Genomic DNA, 17680 nt, shown 5'->3' with positions numbered 1-17680 from the left:
GGGCGGGCACGGCCGGGGGGGGGGGGCGGGGTCCTACCCGTCACCGCCACCACTCACACGCACACCCGCTCCGGGTGGCTGCTCAGTCCGGCTCAGCCCCGCTCAGTCGGACAGGCGCTCCCCGGACGACGTCGAGAACACATGCGTCTCGCCCGGCCGCGGCACGACGTGCAGCCGGGCGCCCTTCTCCGGCACCTGGCGGCCGTTGACGCGGACGACCAGGTCCTTCACCTCACCGCCGACCTCCGCGGTGCCGTACACGTAGCCGTCGGCGCCCAGCTCCTCGACGACGTTGACGGTGACGGCGAGACCGGCCGGGGCGTCCGCGCTCTCCTTGGAGAGCGACTTCGCGGCGGCGCCGTTCTGCTCGACGATGTCGAAGTGCTCGGGGCGGACGCCCACGGTCACCGTGCGGTCACCCTTGTCGGCGGCCGCGGTCAGCGCCTCCCGGCTCACCGGTACGACGCTGTTGCCGAACTTCACCCCGCCGTCGGTGATCGGCACCTCGACGAGGTTCATCGCCGGCGAGCCGATGAACCCGGCCACGAAGAGGTTGGCCGGCCGGTCGTACATGTTCCGCGGCGAGTCGACCTGCTGGAGCAGCCCGTCCTTGAGGACCGCGACCCGGTCGCCCATGGTCATGGCCTCGACCTGGTCGTGGGTGACGTAGACCGTCGTGATCCCGAGCCGGCGCTGCAGCCCGGCGATCTGCGTACGGGTCTGCACGCGCAGCTTCGCGTCCAGGTTGGACAGCGGCTCGTCCATCAGGAAGACCTGCGGCTCGCGCACGATCGCCCGGCCCATCGCGACCCGCTGCCGCTGACCACCGGACAGCGCCTTGGGCTTGCGCCCCAGGTACTCCGTGAGGTCCAGGATCTTCGCCGCGTCCTCGACCTTCTGCCGGATCTCGGCCTTCGGCACGCCGGCGATCTTGAGCGCGAAGCCCATGTTGTCGGCGACGGTCATGTGCGGGTAGAGCGCGTAGTTCTGGAACACCATGGCGATGTCCCGGTCCTTGGGCGGAAGGTGGGTGACGTCGCGGTCCCCGATGCGGATGGCGCCTCCGTCGACGTCCTCCAGCCCCGCGAGCATCCGCAGGGAGGTGGACTTGCCGCATCCGGAGGGGCCGACCAGGACGAGGAATTCGCCGTCCTCAATGGCGATGTCCAACTTGTCGACGGCGGGCTTGTCGGAACCCGGGTAGATCCGGGTTGCCTGGTCGTAGGTGACCGTAGCCATGGTGAGAGTCCCTTCACCGGCAGGAACGTGCCGGACGATCCGAGTAAAAGGAGTGGTGTAGTCCACTGATGCGGACTTCCCCGTGACGCTACCCGCGGCGGCCCCCGGTGTCAGTAGTCCGGCCCCATCAAATTGAGGAGCCCCGCACCCGGCCCGCCTGGGTACACTTCTTCCGGCACGCCTCCTTAGCTCAGCTGGTCAGAGCACCGCTCTTGTAAAGCGAAGGTCGTCGGTTCGAATCCGACAGGGGGCTCTGAGCTTGAACAGGCAAGAAGCCCCTGGCCGGTTGGTGGCCTGGGGCTTCTGACATCTACGGATGACATCAACGCCGTCAGCGATCACTCACGAGCGATCCGCCGCTTCAGCAGCCGGTCCATGTGGCTGATCGCTTCCCGCTGTGTGTCCTGCGCCACATGCGTGTAGACGTCCATGGCCATGCTGATCTGGCTGTGCCCGAGGATCTCCATCAGCACGCGCGGAGCCACGCCGGCCGCGGTGAGCAGGGTGGCGCAGCCGTGCCGGGCGTCGTGCAGACGGATCGGGCGGAGGCCCGCCGAGGCCGTGAGCCGGGAGAAGGAGCGGTTCAGATTCCGCGGCTCGACGGGGCGACCGGAGCGGGTGGTGAAGACGAGGCCGGCTGAGCTCAGCGCGGTGCCCCGCTTCTCTGCCTCGTGGGTCTGACGGAGCCGGTGCCAGCGGAGCGCGGCCAGGCAGATCAGGGGGAGTGGTACGGGGCGGATCTTCCCGGTCTTGGTGGTGTCCTGGTACAGCTCGCCGCCGATGCGCTGCACCTGGTTGCTGATGCGGATCACCCGGCCGTCGAGATCCACGTCCGACCAGCGCAGCCCGAGGACCTCACCGCGGCGCAGGCCCATGGCGATGGCGAGGACGAAGGCGGCGTAGAGCGGATCGCGACGGGCCTTTTCGAGGAACGTCAGCGTCTCGTCCAGCGTCCAGGGCGTTGTCTCGCGGCTGACGACCTTGGGGGCCTCTACGAGCGAGGCAACGTTCCGCGTGACCAACTCCTCCCGGGTGGCTGCTGTCAGGGCCGTACGGAGCACGCGGTGAGCTTCCTTGGCCGTGGCGGGGGAGGACTTGCGGGCGACCTCGGCGAGGAACACCCGGACGTGACGCGGGCCGAGGGTCTCCAGCCGCTTCGTACCGAGCAGGGGCACGAGGTAGAGGCGACGGGCATCCACGTCGAGGTCGACGAGCTCACCGGGGTCTACAAGAACACAACGCGCGGCATCGTCGCCCTGGTCTTCCGCTGCAAGCCGGTCGGCGGCGAGGAACGAACCTCCAGCGAGGCGACGGCAGTCACCTGGCTCACGCCGGACGAGGTGGCAGAGTCCATGTCCGAGGTCTACGCGCTCCGCTTCCTGGACGCCCTGGACGGAGCGGGCCCTCACGTACGAAGCCACGACGGCAAGCAACTGACGCCGGCGCGATAGAACTTTCCCTACTTCATCAAGCAACTGACGCCGGCGCGATAGAACTTTCCCTACTTCATCAAGGTTCGCTGCGCTCGCTCCCCGGCCCCACGGTAGGGGCACTTCAGGAGTGCACCGCACGTTGACGTAGGGGCGTTGACGTTCCCGGCCTCCTGAAACTGCAAGCAGTCAGATCACAGATCAGAGGTGCCACGCACGCGCGGCGGCGCCGGCCGTCGCCGCCGCGCCGCCCTCCTCGCCTTCGTCACCGGGCCGCGCGCCGTCGCCGCCCGCGCCCACAAGGGGCGAAAGACGAGGCCGGGGGTGGGGGCGGTCGGCTCCACGGCTTTAGCCACCTCCCCGGTTCGGGTCCCCTGAAGAACACGTACAACAACAATGCCTCGGTGAAGTTCGCCGGAGACTGCTGAGAACCCACACAGGGCCACTGCAGCTGAGCCCCCGCAACACAACCGGGCCCCGGAACGCGCCAGCGCGTACCGGGGCCCGGCCCATGTCCACCCGTCAGGAGACTCGTGTCAGCTTCGCGCCGAACGACGGCTCGGCGAGGTTCTTCTGCAGCACCACGGGCACCTTCACCTCACCCATGCCGCCACCCGCGGTCAGCTCCCCGACCTGCGTACCGGCCTTCGCCGTGTGCGGGAGGGCCTTGCCCCCGGCGGTGAGCTTCAGGTCGACCTTGAGGCCGGGCCAGCCGACCGCCGTCAGATCGTGGGTCGCCACGAGCGGGGTCGTTCCGCCCAGGCCGTCGTCGACGTGGCCGACGACCGCGCCCTTCTTCACGACGGTGCTGGTGGTCAGCACCTTGCCCACGGCCAGGATGAGCTGCTTGCTGTAGGCGGTGGTGGTGTCGATGATCGGGGCCTTGTGCTGCCCGAAGACCGCGCCGATGATCAGCTGCGTGGAGCTGCCGACCTTCTTCTCCGCGGCGAAGAGCAGGTTGCCGCCGGCCTTGGTCGTGGAACCGGTCTTGATACCGACGACGCCGTACATGGGGACAAGCTTGTTGAAGTTGCGTTGCGTCTTCTGGTAGGCGAGGCCGCTGCCCTTCCCGGAGGCGGTCGTGGAGTGGTACTCGGTCGCCTTGGAGATCTCCCGGAAGACCGGGTCCCGCATCGCCTTCTTGCCCAGCTTCACCTGGTCCTCGGCCGTACTGACGGTGCTCTCCAGGAGGCCGCTCGCGTCGGTGTAGGTGGTGTTCGTCATGCCGAGCTCCTTGGCGGTGTCGTTCATCTTCTTGATGAACGCCGCCTCAGTGCTCGCATCCCAGCGGGCCAGCAGCCGCGCGACGTTGTTCGCGGACGGCAGCATGACGGCCTGGAGGGCCTCCTTCTCGGAGATCTTCTGACCCTTGTGGACCTCGACGACCGACTCCTTCTGCCTGACACCGTTGATGAAGTCGTCCTCGGCCTTCTGGTCGACGTCGATCAGGGGCTTGTCCTCACCCTTCTTCAGCGGGTGGTCACGCAGGATGATGTACGTCGTCATCACCTTGGCCACACTGCCGATGGGCAGCGGCTTCATCTCACCGTAGGAGCCGACCCGGCCGAGGCCGTCGACGTCCACGATCGCCTGGCCCTCAGGGGGCCAGGACAGCGACGGCGTGTCGCCCTCGAAGACGGAGGACGGTTTGCCGGCGATCGCCAGTTTCGGGTCAGGCAGCGGGCGCATCGTCTGCACGACCACGAAGATGATCCCGAGGAGCACCACCAGCGGCGTCCAGATCTTCACCCGGCGCACCACCGTGCGCACCAAAGTCTCCGGTGGGGGCGGAGTGTTCGTCAGATGGGCGAGCAGGTCAAGCGGAGCCTGAGGCTCCGCCGGAGAGCCGGCGGGAGGAGCTGACGCCGGCTTCGGAGGAGCCGACGGTCTCGCCTTGGGCTTGGCCTCCGGCTTGGGGGCCTTGAGCGGCTTCGGCGCCGGGGCGTCGTCCTTCTTCAGCGGGATGAACTGGCTGGTGCGCTCGGACTCGGAGTCCGGGTTGGCGGGAGCCTTGAGCAGCCCGGTGGGCTGGTCGGCGGAGCCGGCCGCCGCCGGCTTGGGGGCCGCAAGCAGCTGGGTGGCCTGATCGACCGAGCCCGCCTTGTCTTCGCCGTCGCTGTCGCCCTCGGCCTCGGCGACGGCGGTCTTGAGCCGGGAGTCCTCCTTGGGCTTGTCGTCACCGTCTGCACCGGCCCCCCAGGAGGCAGCCTCGGGCCCGGACTTGGCCTCGCCCTCGGGGGCCTTACCGCTGCTGGCGGCGCCGGGCTTGTCGGTGGCCTGCTCGGCCTTACCGCCTTCGGCGATGCCGGACTTCACAGCACCGAACACCGCGGTCGCCTGGTCAGCCTTGCCACCACCGGTGGCGCCGGGCTTCCCGGGAGCCTGATCGGCCTTGCCGTCGCCTGCCGCGCCGGACGCCGCACCCGCCTCGGCCGCACTGGCGCCATCGGCGGCGCCGGCCTTCGAGGCGCCGGAGGCAGCAGTGTCCTGTTCGGCCTTGCCGCTACCGGTGGCGCCGGGCTTCGCGGGCCCGGCCGACTGACCAGCCTTGCCGTTATCAGCCCCGTCGGCCTCCGTCGATGCCTGGGTGCCCTCGTGGTTATCGGCTCGGTCGGCTTCCATCGATGCCTGGGTGCCCTCGCCGTCACCGGCCTTCGCCGACGCGGACGCAGGCGCCCCGCCGGCCTTGCCGGCGGCACCGGCCGCGCCGTCACGCACAGCCAGCCTTGGATCCGGACGGTCGCCGTCCGCGCTCTGTCGGGCCGCCCCGGAACCCCCGGTTCCCGAACCGGCAGCGCCGGTCGCACCGTCTCCGGCCGCGGCACCGGCTGGTCGCCCCTCGCCCCGACCGCCGTCAGCGGCGACGGCGCCGGAACCACTGTCCCTGCCGCCGGCAACACCCGTACCGGCCCTGGCTGCAGGCCGACCGGCACCGGTACCCGCGCCCGAAGCCTGCCGCAGGCCGCTCCGCTGCTCCGACATGTCGGGGGACTCGCCCGCCACCGATGGCTCCTCAGAATTTCCGCGCCGTACACCTGTAGCGCTTCAAGCGCCAACACGCTTCAAGGTCCGGACTTCACTCAACGTCTAGCCAGTGTCCTCTGTGATCGTCGCGCGATTGCGCACCTGCACCCACAGAGGGCTTTGCCTGGGTTCACCCACGTGCTAGACGAAAGGACATACCTACCGGTTCCCACGAAACCACCACGCGCACTCGACAGGCCAATGTGAGATCGGCGTCGGGATGGTGCTTGGTGGCTCTGCGGCCCTGGCGCCAGGAGACGGTGTGGGGCGCCACCTTTCCGGCGGCCAGGGGCCAGCGCACGCAGGGTGGTGGTGTGCGGCTTCGGGTAGGCGCTCGTGAGAGGGCGGCCCTGCCTGGAATGCGGCGGGCGCTCGGTATGGCGTCGCCCGGGTGGGCGATGATGGTGGCCTTGACCGCGAACGCGTAGGCAGGCCGCGCTCGGTCAGGCCCTCCCGAAAGCCCGTGGCGTCTCCGTAGCGGCGTCGGCGACGACCGGCAGATCGGGCAGCCCCAGTCCCGGCGGACCTCATCGAGCATGTCCAGGGCCAGGCGCCACTTTTCCCGGTGCCGCTCGGTGCCGGGATGGCGGCCTTGGCCCGGCGGATCGCCTCGGCCGGCCGCGCATCGTCGGTGTTCTTGGCGTCGTCCCAGCTCTCGGGCAGGAACAGGCGTCAGTCGACGGCTGAGGAGGCGCGGTCGGACACCAGGTTCACACTGACGCCGATCTGGCAATCGCCGGAAAGGCAATGTATGAGGCGTCGGCGCATGACGGGGTGACGTGGGCGTGGCGCGCCGAGACAGAGCCGAAGAGGTCTTGGGTTCACAATCCCGCTGTGCCGACCCTCTTCCTGCGTGAGCGATGCGTGAGCGGACGGCCGAACACGCGGCGCTGAAAGCCGGACCCAGCATCAGACCGGGTGGCGCTGAACGGCAAGAACAGCACCACCCGGCAGATGTGAACGCCCTCGATCAAGGATTCGACCCCACTTGTAAAGCGAAGGTCGTCGGTTCGAATCCGACAGGGGCTCTGGACGTGAACAGGGAAGAAGCCCCGGGCCAGTTGGCGGCCCGGGGCTTCTGACGTCCATCGACATCCATGGGCGACATCAACGGCGTCGGCGATCATTCGCGAGCGATCCGTCGCTCCGGCGGCCTGTCCGTGCGGCTGATCGCCTCGCGCTGTGTGTCCTGCGCCACATGTGCGTAGGCGTGCGTGGTCATGCTGATCCGGCTGCGCCCGAGGATCTCCCGCAGCGGACGACGCGGCGGGGGTGCCGGGTCACAGCCCGCAGGATCCGCGGTCGAGGTGGAAGTACCGGGCGTTGGCCCAACGGCACAACCGGATGCCGACGATGACGCCGACGATGGTGATCAGGGCAGGCAGGTATCCGCTGGCGACCTGGATGATCGGGATCGCCGGGCACCCGCCTGAGATCGCCCAGCCGGTACCGAACAACACCGCGCCGGGGATCACGCCGGCGTGGATGCGCCCTGGGGTGCGGCGGACCCGCAGCAGAGCGAACGCGCACACCAGGATCACCACGGCACCCGCGAAGGAGAGCAACATGCGCAGGTCCTGGAAGGTGAACATGCGGTTCAGCTCGGCGTAGTCGCCGAAACCGATGTTGGTGACGGTGTAGCCGAGGGCCAGTCCGGTGATGATGCTGGCCAGCAGGATCGCGCCTCGGGTGCGCATCAGATCACCTTCCACAGGAGGAACGACACCGCGACGGCGGTGCCGAAGAACACGGCGGTCGCGACGATGCTGACCGGGCGCAGCCGGCCGCAGCCGCTGAGTCCGTGGCCGGAGCTGCACCCACCGGCCAGCCGGGTGCCGAAGCCGACCAGCACACCTCCCACGAACAGCGTGGCGATCATGGTGGTCGAATCGGCGGTGACCAGGTGCCGGAAACCCGGGCCCATGTCGTAGCGGAGGTGGAACCGCCCGGAGGTGACCGCGGCGATGAACCCACCGAGGAAGATCGACATCAGCAGGGCGGCCTGAGTGACCAGCGGGGCCGGGCGCAGGCTGGTGGCCGCCGGGCGCTCGCTCGCCGCCGATTCGGCGTCGGCTTCGAGCGGCTGCGACGTCTCGTGCGGAACCTGCGGCGCGGTAGGCGCGCCGGTGTCCGTGCCGAAGTGCTCCGCCGTGGCTGCGGCAAGGGCCTCGGCCAGAGCTTGGTCGTCGGCGAACTCCTCGTCCATCCGCTCCAGTTGGCGTTCGCGACGCCAGTGCAGCACGCGATCCCACGCGGCCGACACCCCGAGGGACCGATCGGTGATGAGGGTGTGGTTGACGGTGACCAGAGCGAGCCCGACAGCGCCCGCCCACCAGGGCCAGTAGGTGCTCATGCGGGTCCTCTCATCCAATCGGCGAATCGAGCCCACCAGCCGCGCTTCGAGCCGCGCGCCTGCCGGGTGTGTCGAGCGGGGCTGTCCGAAGGTCGGAGAGCCTGTGGGGGCGGTGACGGCTGGTCATGCCGGACAGCTGCTGGCGGAGGTGGTGCCCCGAACCGGTCCATGGCTTCCGGTGGTGCGGTTGCAGGCCCTGGCCGTGACCGCTCACGTGGCCGGGCCGGTGCCGGCCGGGGCCGGGACGCGGTCTCCGGCGACGCCGGAGCGGGTCGTGGCGGCGGGGACTGTCGGGGGGTCACCGCCGTGCCGGCGGCGCCGGATCGGCCCGCCTCGGCCGGGGCTTCGAGGTGTCGCGCGCGGACTCCGTTGGGTAGCAGGCTGATCGGCACGCGCTCGCCGGTGAGTGACATCTGGTAGCGCGCACAGCCGAGCCATCGATCTGCGCTGTCGCAGTAGTACTCGCGCCAACCTTGCAAGCTCGCCCTGAGTAGGGGGAAAAGGGGGCATCCTGTGGCATGCGAGCAACTCACGTTGCTCCCTTCTGACCGGCGCACCACCCGTTCGGGGAGAGTGGTTGCCGTTCTCGATTCCTGCCCTTGCTGTGCCCGGTCGACGGCCTCAAAAGCAATGCGGTGATGGGCAATGAAAATAAGGCGCGGTGCCTCCCGTTCTCGACCGGGCGCGATGCAACCATTGTTTCGGCGTCCCGAGCAACTCAGGGATCTTTTTCAAACAGGTCACTTGGCACTACTTGGTGAGATACTCTCCGCGACGGATATGCGGCGTCTGCCTCTCATGTCCGGATGAATTGCGACCGTGGGCGAGGCTTCTCGGGTCGTGATGCGACTTCGCGGGCGCCGTCCGCGCGGGTGTGAGGCAGATGTTTCTGAAGGGGTTGTAAATTCTGGAGTCTCTTGTGGTGATGGCGTGAATATCGTGGATATCGAACGAAGAACTCATGGAGGCGATCATGTGCCAACGTGCTGTCTGTCCGTCGTGCCGGAAGTTGACCTATGAGGGGTGCGGGAGGCATGTGGACCAAGTGCTCATGGGTGTACCAGCTGCTCAGCGGTGCACGTGTGAGCCTGGGGAACGCAAGCGTGCGCGCGCAGTGGAGGCGCCGACTCGATCGGAATCGGCACCAGCCCGACAGGACGGGGTGGCGCGACGCACACACGCTCCCGGGGGCTCGGGAAGTCCACCGGATCGGTCGCGGAGCGGCTGGTGGGCTCGGCTCATCGATTGGGCGAAAAGCCCGGCCTGAGATAACCATCCGAGAGTGCTCGCTTTTGGCGCCTCGAGTCCACGGCGTTGGTTATCGGGCCATGAGAACCCGGATTTCAGAACACCGGGGTGCCGAGTGACGCCGAGCGCGGAGCCGGCACCGACACCCGGGTCTCGCGACGAACGTCATCGGCGCTCTGCGTGAAAGCACCCGCTTCTTCCGACGACCTCATCCTCATCCTCGTCCGCTTTCCGCGGGCGCGCTGCACCGAAGAATGCCGGAGCGCGATGATGCTCCGGATGCAGAGATGACGCTCCGGATGGAGATCTGACAGTCGCGCGTCACCGCGTCGCATGCCGGGCAGATAGTCGTGCACGCATGCGAGAACTGCCGTATGCGCGCAGGAGCGGGCCGGCACGGGGGGAACCAGTCCGCTCCTGCGCTCGGCGCCCGCGTTTACCTCGCCACGAGGGCGGGCGCCTCGACCCTCATCATCGGGTCACTCCTTCCTGCGCGTTGTGGCCCTGGAATGTCACTGGTGGCGGGAGATGGCCACGAATCCAGCGCTCTTGTGGACGGCGCATCCCAAAGCCGTCACGACTCGGCCGGGAACCATGCACGCATCCTCGTCCTCTGGTGGGCGGCCGGGCGCTGCGCCGCCCGGAAAGGGCGAGGTCGCAGGGCCGATACGCTGGGGCGCTGCGGCACCCCGCACCTTGATCCGCGCCCCACGGTGAGCCATGGCTTGCGGTGATCAAGACGTCTTTGGGCATGAGGATGAAGAACAAGTGCTGATAGCGGGCCGATACCGGCTGCGGGACACCATCGGGCGGGGCGCGATGGGGGAGGTCTGGCGGGCCTTCGACGAGACCCTCGGCAGACCGGTTGCCGTGAAACTCCTGCTCTCCCACGGCTCCGACCCCACCGCGCCCTCCCGCTTCCGGCTGGAGGCGCAGACCGCCGGCCGCCTCAGCCACCCGCATGTGGTCGGCGTTCTCGACTTCGGCGAGTACGAAGACCGTCTGTTCCTGGTGATGGAGCTCGTCGACGGGGGCAGCCTCGCCGACCTGCTCCTCGTCTCCGGACCGCGCCCCGCCGCGGACGTGGCCCGTATCGCCGCACAGGCCGCCGTGGGGCTGGCCGCCGCGCACCGGCAGGGCATCGTGCACCGGGACATCAAGCCGGCCAACCTCCTGCTGGGCGCTGACGGCACCCTGAAGATCGGCGACTTCGGCATCGCCCGCTTCCTCGACGACCCCGGTGCCGCGCTCACCGCCACCGGGCAGATCGTCGGCACCAGCCTTTACCTCGCGCCCGAGCGGGCCCTGGGCCGCACCGCCGGCCCGGCATCCGACGTGTACTCCCTGGGCTGCGTGCTCTACCAACTCCTCACCGGTCGGCCGCCGTTCCAGGCGGACAGTGCGCTCGCGGTGCTTCATCAGCACCTCGATGCCGCCCCGGTCCCACCCCGGCAACTCGGCGCCGCTCTACCGCCCGCCTTCGAGAGCTATCTGCTCGGTCTGCTGGCCAAGGAGCCCGAGGGCCGACCCACGGCTGACGAGGTGGCGGACTGGTTCGGGCGCGGAGCCTGGCGCGGGGCGCGGGAGCCGCTGCCGAGTGAGCACCGGCATCCCGGCCGTCCGGACCGGCCGCACGCCACCGGCTCCCCTGCAAGCTCCGTCCCCGCCCGCACCGGCCACTTGGACGGTGCCTTCGCCCCGGTGGCGGACACCGAGTGGCGAACGAGCGTGCACCGGGCCGCGAGCCGCCGCTCACGCCTGCCGTTTCTCCGCCGTTCCCGGCTGGTGGCTGTGCTGGGCGGTGCCGGCCTCTTCACCCTGGCGTTGGTGGCGGGCATGGTGTGGTTCTCGCCCGGCACCGGCTCGGCGCAGGGGTCGCAGACCAACCCGTCCACGAGCACGAGCCCCGCCACGCCGCCCCCCTCGACGTCGTACGGGACTGCTTCCGCACCCCCGGAGCCTGCCGAGCGGAAGCCGGAGAGGGCGCCCGACGTCACACCAGGCCCCAAGAAGGCCAACCGGCACGGCAAGCGCAGGCACTGACAGGGGCACGGGACCCGGAGTCCCCACACGGCCCGCATCGCCCGGCTCCTGTCGCCCTGACCGCGCCGGGTCAGGGGGCGTGCCGGGGCGGGGGCGTACCGGGGCAGGGGGCGTGCAGGCGTGGCGGGGTCGAGAAGGTACTCGTCGACGGCGGGTTTCGGGTGGGGTGGCGGGGTGGGCGGCGTAAGTTCGCCGGCATGGTGACTTCGATGATGCAAGAGGACTACGAGCGGCGGTTGGAGCGGGCGGGGCGGGCGGCGGCCGTTGCCGGGCTGGCCGGGCTGCTGGTGACGCCCGGGCCGGATCTGGTGTGGCTGTGCGGCTATCGGCCGCCCGCCGTCACCGAGCGGCTGACGGCCCTGCTGATCGAGCCGGGCCGGCGCGCGCGGCTGCTGGTGCCCGTATTGGAGCAGCCGGACGCGGAGCAGGCCGCCGGGGCGGGCGTGCTGGAGGTGTCCGGGTGGAGCGATGGCGCGGACCCGTATGCGGAGCTCGCCACGTGGATGCGTCCGGAGGGGCGTTACGGGGTGTCCGACGCGACCTGGGCGCTGCATCTGCTGGGCCTCCAGCGGTCGGTGCCGGGGGCTGCGTACGCGGCGCTGACGGAGGTGCTGCCGATGCTGCGCGCCGTCAAGGACGCCCACGAGGTGGCGCGGCTGGCGGCGGCCGGGGCGGCCGCGGACGCCACGTACGAGAAGATCCTGGGGGTCCGCTTCGAGGGCCGGCGGGAGTCGGAGGTGGCCGCGGATCTCGCCCGGCTGCTGATCGAACACGGGCACAGCCAGGTGGACTTCACGGTCGTCGGGTCGGGCCCCAACGGCGCGAACCCGCACCACGAGGCGGGGGAGCGGGTCATCGAGGACGGCGACATGGTGGTGCTCGACTTCGGTGGCCTCAAGGACGGCTACGGGTCGGACACGTCGCGCACGGTGCACGTCGGGGAACCGGGGGCCGAGGAGCGCAAGGTGCACGACATCGTGCGGGAGGCGCAGCAGGCGGCCTTCGAGGCGGTGCGGCCGGGCATCGCCTGCCAGGAGGTCGACCGGGTGGCCAGGAGGGTGATCAAGGCGGCGGGGTACGGCGAGTACTTCATCCACCGGACCGGGCACGGCATCGGGGTCACCACGCATGAGCCGCCGTACCTGGTGGAGGGCGAGCATCTGCCGCTCGTACCGGGGATGTGCTTCTCGATCGAGCCGGGGATCTACCTGCCGGGACGGTTCGGGGTGCGGATCGAGGACATCGTGACGTGCACGGAGTCGGGCGGCCGGCGGCTGAACGAGACGGCCAGGGAGATGGCGGTGGTGCGGTAGCGGGCGGGGGCGGGGCGGCCTCCGGGCGAGCGGGGGCTTGTGGGCGGGGGCCGTGGGCGAGTGAGGGCCGTAGTGGTGCCCCGGCTCGGCTCCTCCCTCGGCCTCGGCCTGCCCGTACTCACGGCGCCAGGGTCACCTCGCTCACGGCACCAGGATCACCTTGCCCATCGTGGTGCGGGTCTCCAGGGCGCGGTGGGCGGCCGCGGCGTCCGCAAGGGGGAAGCGCTGGACGGACGGGACGAGTCGGCCGGCTGCGGCCTCCGCGAGGGCGGCGGTCTCCAGGGTGCGGATCGGGTTGTCGCCCCCGGCCCGGGCCAGCATCGGCGGGCCCAGCACCTGCCGGGAGGTGATCCCGCGGGCCGCCAACTCGCCGTCGGCGAACTCCGTCGGGGCTCCGGAGGACCAGCCGAAGAGCAGATGGCGGCCCCCTTCGGCGAGCAGGTCGACGGCCGCGCGTCCGGGGGCGCCGCCGACCGAGTCGAAGACGAGGGTGGCGCCGGGCACGCCCCGGTCATCGAGGAAGGCGCGGACACGGGCCGGCCAGGTGTCGTCGGTGTAGTCGACGGCGAGGTCGGCGCCCAGGTCACGGACGCGGGCCACCTTGGCGGGGCCGCCGGCCAGTCCGATGGCAGTGGCGCCGGTGTTCTTGAGGTGCTGGACGAGCAGTGAGCCGATGCCGCCGGCGGCCGCGGGGACGAGGGCGATGTCGTCGGGGGTGAGGTCGGCGAAGAGCAGGATGCCCATGGTGGTGCGGCCGGTGCCGATCATGGCGACCGCCTGGGCGGCGTCCAGCCCGTCCGGGATGTCGTGCAGGCGGTCAGCGGCGACGACGGCGAGTTCGGCGTAGCCGCCGGGTGCCGCGCCCAGGTGGGTGACGACCCGCCGGCCGAGCCAGTACGGGTCGGTGCCCTCGCCGAGGGCGTCGACCGTGCCGGCGACCTCGCGGCCGGGCACGGTCGGGAGGTCGGGCAGGGGCAACGGCCCGCCCGAGTGGCCGGCGCGCAGTGTGGTGTCCAGGAGGTGCACACCGGCCGCGGCGACGGAGATCCGTACCTCGCCGGGGCCGGGGGCGGGGTCGTCGACGGTCTCGTGCAGGAGGTTCTCGGCGGGGCCGAAGGCGTGCAGGCGTATGGCGCGCATGGTGGGGGTTCTCTCCTTGTCGAAGTCTGGTGGGATCCCGGGCCGACGTCTGGTGGGATCCCGGGGCGCCGTCAGTCTGCGACCTCAAGTTGGGTTGAGGTCAACGGTGAGGGGTGAGGGGTTCGGGTGAGCCGTTGAGGGGTGCTTCTGCGCTGGTCGGGGGGCGTTGTCAGTGGGGTGGTTCACGATGGGTTACGACGGTTTCCGGCGGACGGATTCCGGCGGACGGATTTCCGGCCGGAGCACGACGGGTTGTGTTGCGCAGGTGCGGTGCGTGCGTGCGACGCGTATGCGGGTCGAGGGTGAAAGGGGTGATCGCGTGGCCGGGCGCGGTAAGGAGACGGTGCGGGCGGTGCGGCGGCCGGAGGTGCGGCTGCCGGAGCTGGTGGCGTACGACGGCGGGGAGTTGGAGGAGGACGGGGATTACGACGGGCTGGAGTTCGCGGACGCCGATTGGGCGCGGCAGTCGGCGCGGGGCGCGCGGTTCATGGACTGTGCGCTGCGCCGCTGCGGGCTCGACGGGACGGTGCTCGGCCGGGCGCGGATCATCGACAGCGTGCTGAGCGGGGTGCGCGGGGTCGGGACGGATCTGTCCGGGGCGTCCCTGCGCGATGTCGAGGTCTCGGACGCCAGGCTCGGCGGGACGCAGCTGCACGGCGCGGTCCTGGAGCGGGTCGTGGTGCGCGGCGGGAAGATCGACTTCCCGAATCTGCGCAGCGCGAAGCTGCGGGACGTCGCCTTCGAGGGGTGCGTGCTCATCGAGGCGGACTTCGCGGGGGCCGAGCTGGAGCGGGTCACGTTCGACGACTGCACCCTGGCGCGGATCGATTTCTCCGAGGCGCGGATGAAGGACGTCGATCTGCGCGGCGCGGCGGCGGTGGACATCGCGCGGGGGATCGACCGGCTGTCCGGGGCGGTGATCAGCACGACCCAACTGATGGATCTGGCACCGGCGTTCGCGGCGCAGGCAGGGGTGAGGGTCGAGTAGGGGAGTGGAGGGGCGGCCGGGGTTCCGGCCCCCGCCGGGCTGTTGGCGGTGGTCAGACGCGGGGGAAGCGGGACTGCAGGTCCCAGATGGCGGGGTTGTCGCCGAGGCCGTCGTGCATGTCCGTGAGGTCGGCGATCAGGTCGTGCAGGAAGTCGCGGGCCTCGCGGCGGAGCGCGGCGTGGTTGAAGGTGAGCGGGGGCTCGTCGGCCGGCATCCAGTCGGCCTCGACGTCCACCCAGCCGAAGCGCCGCTCGAAGCGCATCAGGTCGGCGGATTCCGTGAAGTCGAGCTCGGCGTGGACGGGACGGGCCGAGCGGCTGCCGCGGGGGTCGGTGTCGAGCTGCTCGACGATGTCGCACAGCGCCCAGGCGAAGTCGAGGACCGGCACCCAGCCCCAGGCGGTGGACAGTTCGCGGTCCGCCGTGGTGTCCGCCAGGTACACGTCGCCGCAGAACAGGTCGTGGCGGAGCGCGTGCACCCCCGCGGTCCGGTAGTCCGTCTGCGGTGGGTCCGGAAAGCGGCGGGAGAGGGAGTAGCCGAGGTCGATCACGCCTTGATGGTGTCACGCCGGTCGGTGGACGGATGTGCGCACCGGCTCTGACCGGGGCCGCTCGCGGCCCGGAGGGCATGATCGGCACCCGGCGTCGGGCCATGTGCGCGCGGATGCCACCTGGCGATGTGACCCGGGGATGTGACCTGGGAGCGCGGGCTACTGGCTCGCCTCACGCGGGGGCGGGGGCCGCTGCCTCGCCTCGCGGGGGCGGAGGCGGGGGTGGGGGGAGCAGTCAGGGCAGCAGGCGCTGTTCCTTGGCCACGGAGACGGCGCCGGCCCGGGTGTCCACGGAGAGTTTGTCGTAGATGCGGCCGAGGTGGGTCTTGACCGTGGCCTCGCTGATGAACAGGGCGCGGGCGATCTCCCGGTTGCTCAGCCCGCGGGCGAGCTGGCCGAGGATGTCGAGCTCGCGGTCGGTGAGGGTGGGGCGCGGGCTGCGCATCTGGGCCAGTACCCGGTGGGCGACCGGCCCGGAGAGCGTGCTGCGCCCCGCGGCCGCGGCCCGGATGGCGGCGAACAGTTCCTCCGGCCGCTCGGCCTTGAGGAGATAACCGGTGGCACCGGCGTCGATGGCGCGGGTGATGTCGGCGTCGGTGTCGTAGGTGGTCAGGACGAGGACGTGGGGGATCGGGCCGGTCGAGCCGGCCGGAGTGACACCGGCTCCTGCGGCTTCCCGGGCTCGGGCGGTGATGCGGCGGGTGGCTTCGATGCCGTCGATGCCCGAGCCGAGTTGGAGGTCCATCAGGACGACGTCGGGGCGGAGCGCGGCGGCCAGTGCCACGGCCTCCTCACCGTCGCCGGCCTCGGCGATGACCTCGATGCCGTGGGCGCTGCTGAGCAGGGCGAGCAGTCCGGCGCGGACCACCGCGTGGTCGTCGCAGAGCAGGACGCGTACGGGGGTGTGCGGCGCTTCGCCTGCGGAGGAGGTCGCGGAGGAGGTCATGGCGTGCGCTCCAGGGGGACGGCGGCGGACAGGACGGTGCCCTCGCCCGGTGCGGATTCAATGGTGAGCGTCCCGCCGAGCTGCCGCATCCGGGCGTGCATGGCGGGCAGGCCGTGGCCGCGTCCTTGTGCGGCGGCGGTGGTGAAGCCCCGGCCGTCGTCGGCGATGTCGAGGACGACCTGGTCGCCCAGGTAGCTGAGGGTGAGGGTGACGGTGCGCGCGGCGGCGTGCTCGCGGACGTTCGCGAGGGCGCCCTGGGCGATGCGCAGCAGCGCGGACTGCACCCGGTCCGGGAGCGGTACGGGGGTGCCGTCCTGGTGGAAGCGCACACTCAGCCGCCCGCCGGGCCCGCCGCCGCCCGGCTCGTCCGCAGGGGGACCGGCCGTGGGACCAGCCGTGGGACCGGTCGTGGGGCCGGTCGCGGGGGCAGCCACGGGGCCGGCCGCAGGGACGGTCGTGGGACCGGTCGTGCGGGTGGCCAGTCGGCGGAGGGCCTCCGGGAGGGGGGTGCCGCCGGCCAGGTCGGCCGGGGCGAGGTCGTGGACGAAGCGGCGGGCCTCGGCGAGGTTGCGGGCGGTGATCTCGGTGGCCGTACGGAGATGGCCGCGGGCGGTGGCCGGGTCGCTGTCCCAGGTCCGGTCGGTGGCCTGTAGCAGCATCTGCTGGCTGGACAGCCCCTGGGCGAGCGTGTCGTGGATCTCCATCGAGAGCCGCTGCCGCTCGGCGAGCGTGCCCTCGCGCCGCTCGGTCGCGGCCAGTTCGCGGCGGGTGCGCAGCAGATCGTCGATCAGCGCGCGCTGGCGGGCCGCCTGCCGCTCCATGTGGACGAAGACGGCGGTGGCGAGCGCGGCGACGGCCGGCGGGGCCAGCACCAGGATCGGGTCGAAGCCGGTGGACAGCCGGAGTTGGGCGGCGACGACGAACGCGGTGAGCAGGCCGACCAGCACCGACGCGGCGCCGGCCGGCAGCGTTCGCAGGCCGGTGTAGAAGAGCGGCACGGCGCACCAGGCGAAGCTCGGTGCGAGCACGACCACGACGACCCAGACCGCCACGACCGCGGCCAGCCAGAGCAGCCGGCGGGTGTCGGCCTGCCCGGCGTCCCGCGTACGGGGCGTACGGGGCATACGGAGCGCAGGGCGACCGGGGGTCGGGCCGAGGACGTGGAGCAGGGCCAGGGTGATGCTGAGGGCGATGATCCACGGGGTGCGGGGTTCGCCCGGGTGGTGGAGCAGGAAGCGGGTGAGCGAGGCGGCGAGCAGCAGGAAGAACGTCAGGTGCAGCACCGGCTCGAACCAGCGGGCGTCGGGGTCCCGGCCCGCGTCCCTGCTCGCGCCCTCGCCCTTGCCGGGGCCCCTGTCCGCGCCCCTGTCCGGCGGCTGCTGAGTGATGTGCACCGTGGTCTCCTC

13 protein-coding genes and 1 tRNA gene are annotated in these 17680 nt (G+C 71.1%); 5 read left to right on the top strand and 9 right to left on the bottom strand.

Translation table 11 applies throughout. The features are described 5' to 3' along the window. Nucleotides 1-102: 102 nt before the first annotated feature. On the bottom strand, nt 103-1239 hold the full coding sequence (locus V2J85_RS38540) for an ABC transporter ATP-binding protein (protein ID WP_261956235.1): 1137 nt from the start codon (nt 1237-1239) through the stop codon (nt 103-105). Between the two features lie 179 nt (nt 1240-1418). Between V2J85_RS38540 and V2J85_RS38535 the strand changes: the two genes are divergently transcribed. Next, nucleotides 1419-1492, top strand: a tRNA-Thr gene (locus V2J85_RS38535). Nucleotides 1493-1577: 85 nt separating this feature from the next. On the opposite strand, the gene V2J85_RS38530 is transcribed toward V2J85_RS38535, so the two are convergent. After that, nucleotides 1578-2300 carry a tyrosine-type recombinase/integrase gene (locus V2J85_RS38530; protein ID WP_330824178.1) on the bottom strand — a complete coding sequence of 241 codons (723 nt, stop codon included), beginning with the start codon at nt 2298-2300 and terminating at the stop codon, nt 1578-1580. A 3-nt stretch (nt 2301-2303) separates the two neighbouring features. Here V2J85_RS38530 and V2J85_RS38525 point away from each other — a divergent pair, with 3 nt between their 5' ends. Next, nucleotides 2304-2690 carry an NUDIX hydrolase gene (locus tag V2J85_RS38525; RefSeq protein ID WP_330824177.1) on the top strand — a complete coding sequence of 129 codons (387 nt, stop codon included), beginning with the start codon at nt 2304-2306 and terminating at the stop codon, nt 2688-2690. Between the two features lie 501 nt (nt 2691-3191). On the opposite strand, the gene V2J85_RS38520 is transcribed toward V2J85_RS38525, so the two are convergent. The 3 genes from V2J85_RS38520 to V2J85_RS38510 all read right to left on the bottom strand — a co-directional run bounded on the left by V2J85_RS38520 (nt 3192) and on the right by V2J85_RS38510 (nt 8046). Next, nucleotides 3192-5291: a D-alanyl-D-alanine carboxypeptidase gene (locus tag V2J85_RS38520; RefSeq protein WP_330824176.1), complete on the bottom strand. Its 2100-nt coding sequence runs from the start codon at nt 5289-5291 to the stop codon at nt 3192-3194. 1682 nt (nt 5292-6973) lie between these two features. Continuing rightward, complete coding sequence (locus tag V2J85_RS38515; protein ID WP_261956231.1) at nt 6974-7390, bottom strand: YeeE/YedE family protein; 417 nt, start codon at nt 7388-7390, stop codon at nt 6974-6976. Continuing rightward, a complete protein-coding gene (locus V2J85_RS38510) occupies nt 7390-8046 on the bottom strand; it encodes a YeeE/YedE family protein (protein WP_330824175.1) in 657 nt (218 codons plus the stop codon). The genes V2J85_RS38515 and V2J85_RS38510 overlap by 1 nt, the downstream gene beginning before the upstream one ends. Nucleotides 8047-10062: 2016 nt before the next feature. Here V2J85_RS38510 and V2J85_RS38505 point away from each other — a divergent pair. Next, nucleotides 10063-11337 carry a serine/threonine-protein kinase gene (locus V2J85_RS38505; RefSeq protein ID WP_261956229.1) on the top strand — a complete coding sequence of 425 codons (1275 nt, stop codon included), beginning with the start codon at nt 10063-10065 and terminating at the stop codon, nt 11335-11337. 209 nt (nt 11338-11546) lie between these two features. Then, nucleotides 11547-12650, top strand: a complete 1104-nt coding sequence (locus V2J85_RS38500) for an aminopeptidase P family protein (protein WP_330824181.1) — start codon at nt 11547-11549, stop codon at nt 12648-12650. Nucleotides 12651-12791: 141 nt separating this feature from the next. Here V2J85_RS38500 and V2J85_RS38495 read toward each other — a convergent pair whose 3' ends face one another. After that, the gene (locus V2J85_RS38495; protein ID WP_330824174.1) at nt 12792-13790 is read right to left on the bottom strand and encodes a zinc-binding dehydrogenase; all 999 of its coding nucleotides are present in this window, start codon (nt 13788-13790) and stop codon (nt 12792-12794) included. Between the two features lie 343 nt (nt 13791-14133). Here V2J85_RS38495 and V2J85_RS38490 point away from each other — a divergent pair, with 343 nt between their 5' ends. After that, nucleotides 14134-14778: a pentapeptide repeat-containing protein gene (locus tag V2J85_RS38490; protein ID WP_330824180.1), complete on the top strand. Its 645-nt coding sequence runs from the start codon at nt 14134-14136 to the stop codon at nt 14776-14778. A 52-nt stretch (nt 14779-14830) separates the two neighbouring features. On the opposite strand, the gene V2J85_RS38485 is transcribed toward V2J85_RS38490, so the two are convergent. From V2J85_RS38485 to V2J85_RS38475, 3 genes are all read right to left on the bottom strand, one after another. Next, nucleotides 14831-15328 carry a hypothetical protein gene (locus V2J85_RS38485; RefSeq protein WP_261956226.1) on the bottom strand — a complete coding sequence of 166 codons (498 nt, stop codon included), beginning with the start codon at nt 15326-15328 and terminating at the stop codon, nt 14831-14833. A gap of 235 nt (nt 15329-15563) precedes the next feature. After that, a complete protein-coding gene (locus V2J85_RS38480) occupies nt 15564-16274 on the bottom strand; it encodes a response regulator (RefSeq protein ID WP_261956225.1) in 711 nt (236 codons plus the stop codon). Beyond that, nucleotides 16271-17668, bottom strand: coding sequence for a sensor histidine kinase (locus V2J85_RS38475; RefSeq protein ID WP_419836875.1), 1398 nt, complete (start codon nt 17666-17668; stop codon nt 16271-16273). The genes V2J85_RS38480 and V2J85_RS38475 overlap by 4 nt, the downstream gene beginning before the upstream one ends. Nucleotides 17669-17680 lie beyond the last annotated feature (12 nt).

Origin of the sequence: Streptomyces bugieae (assembly GCF_036352915.1) — a bacterium.
Classification (GTDB): Bacteria; Actinomycetota; Actinomycetes; order Streptomycetales; family Streptomycetaceae; genus Streptomyces; species Streptomyces endophytica.
Note: the sequence above shows the minus strand (reverse complement) of the source record. Positions and strands in the feature narration are given on the sequence as shown.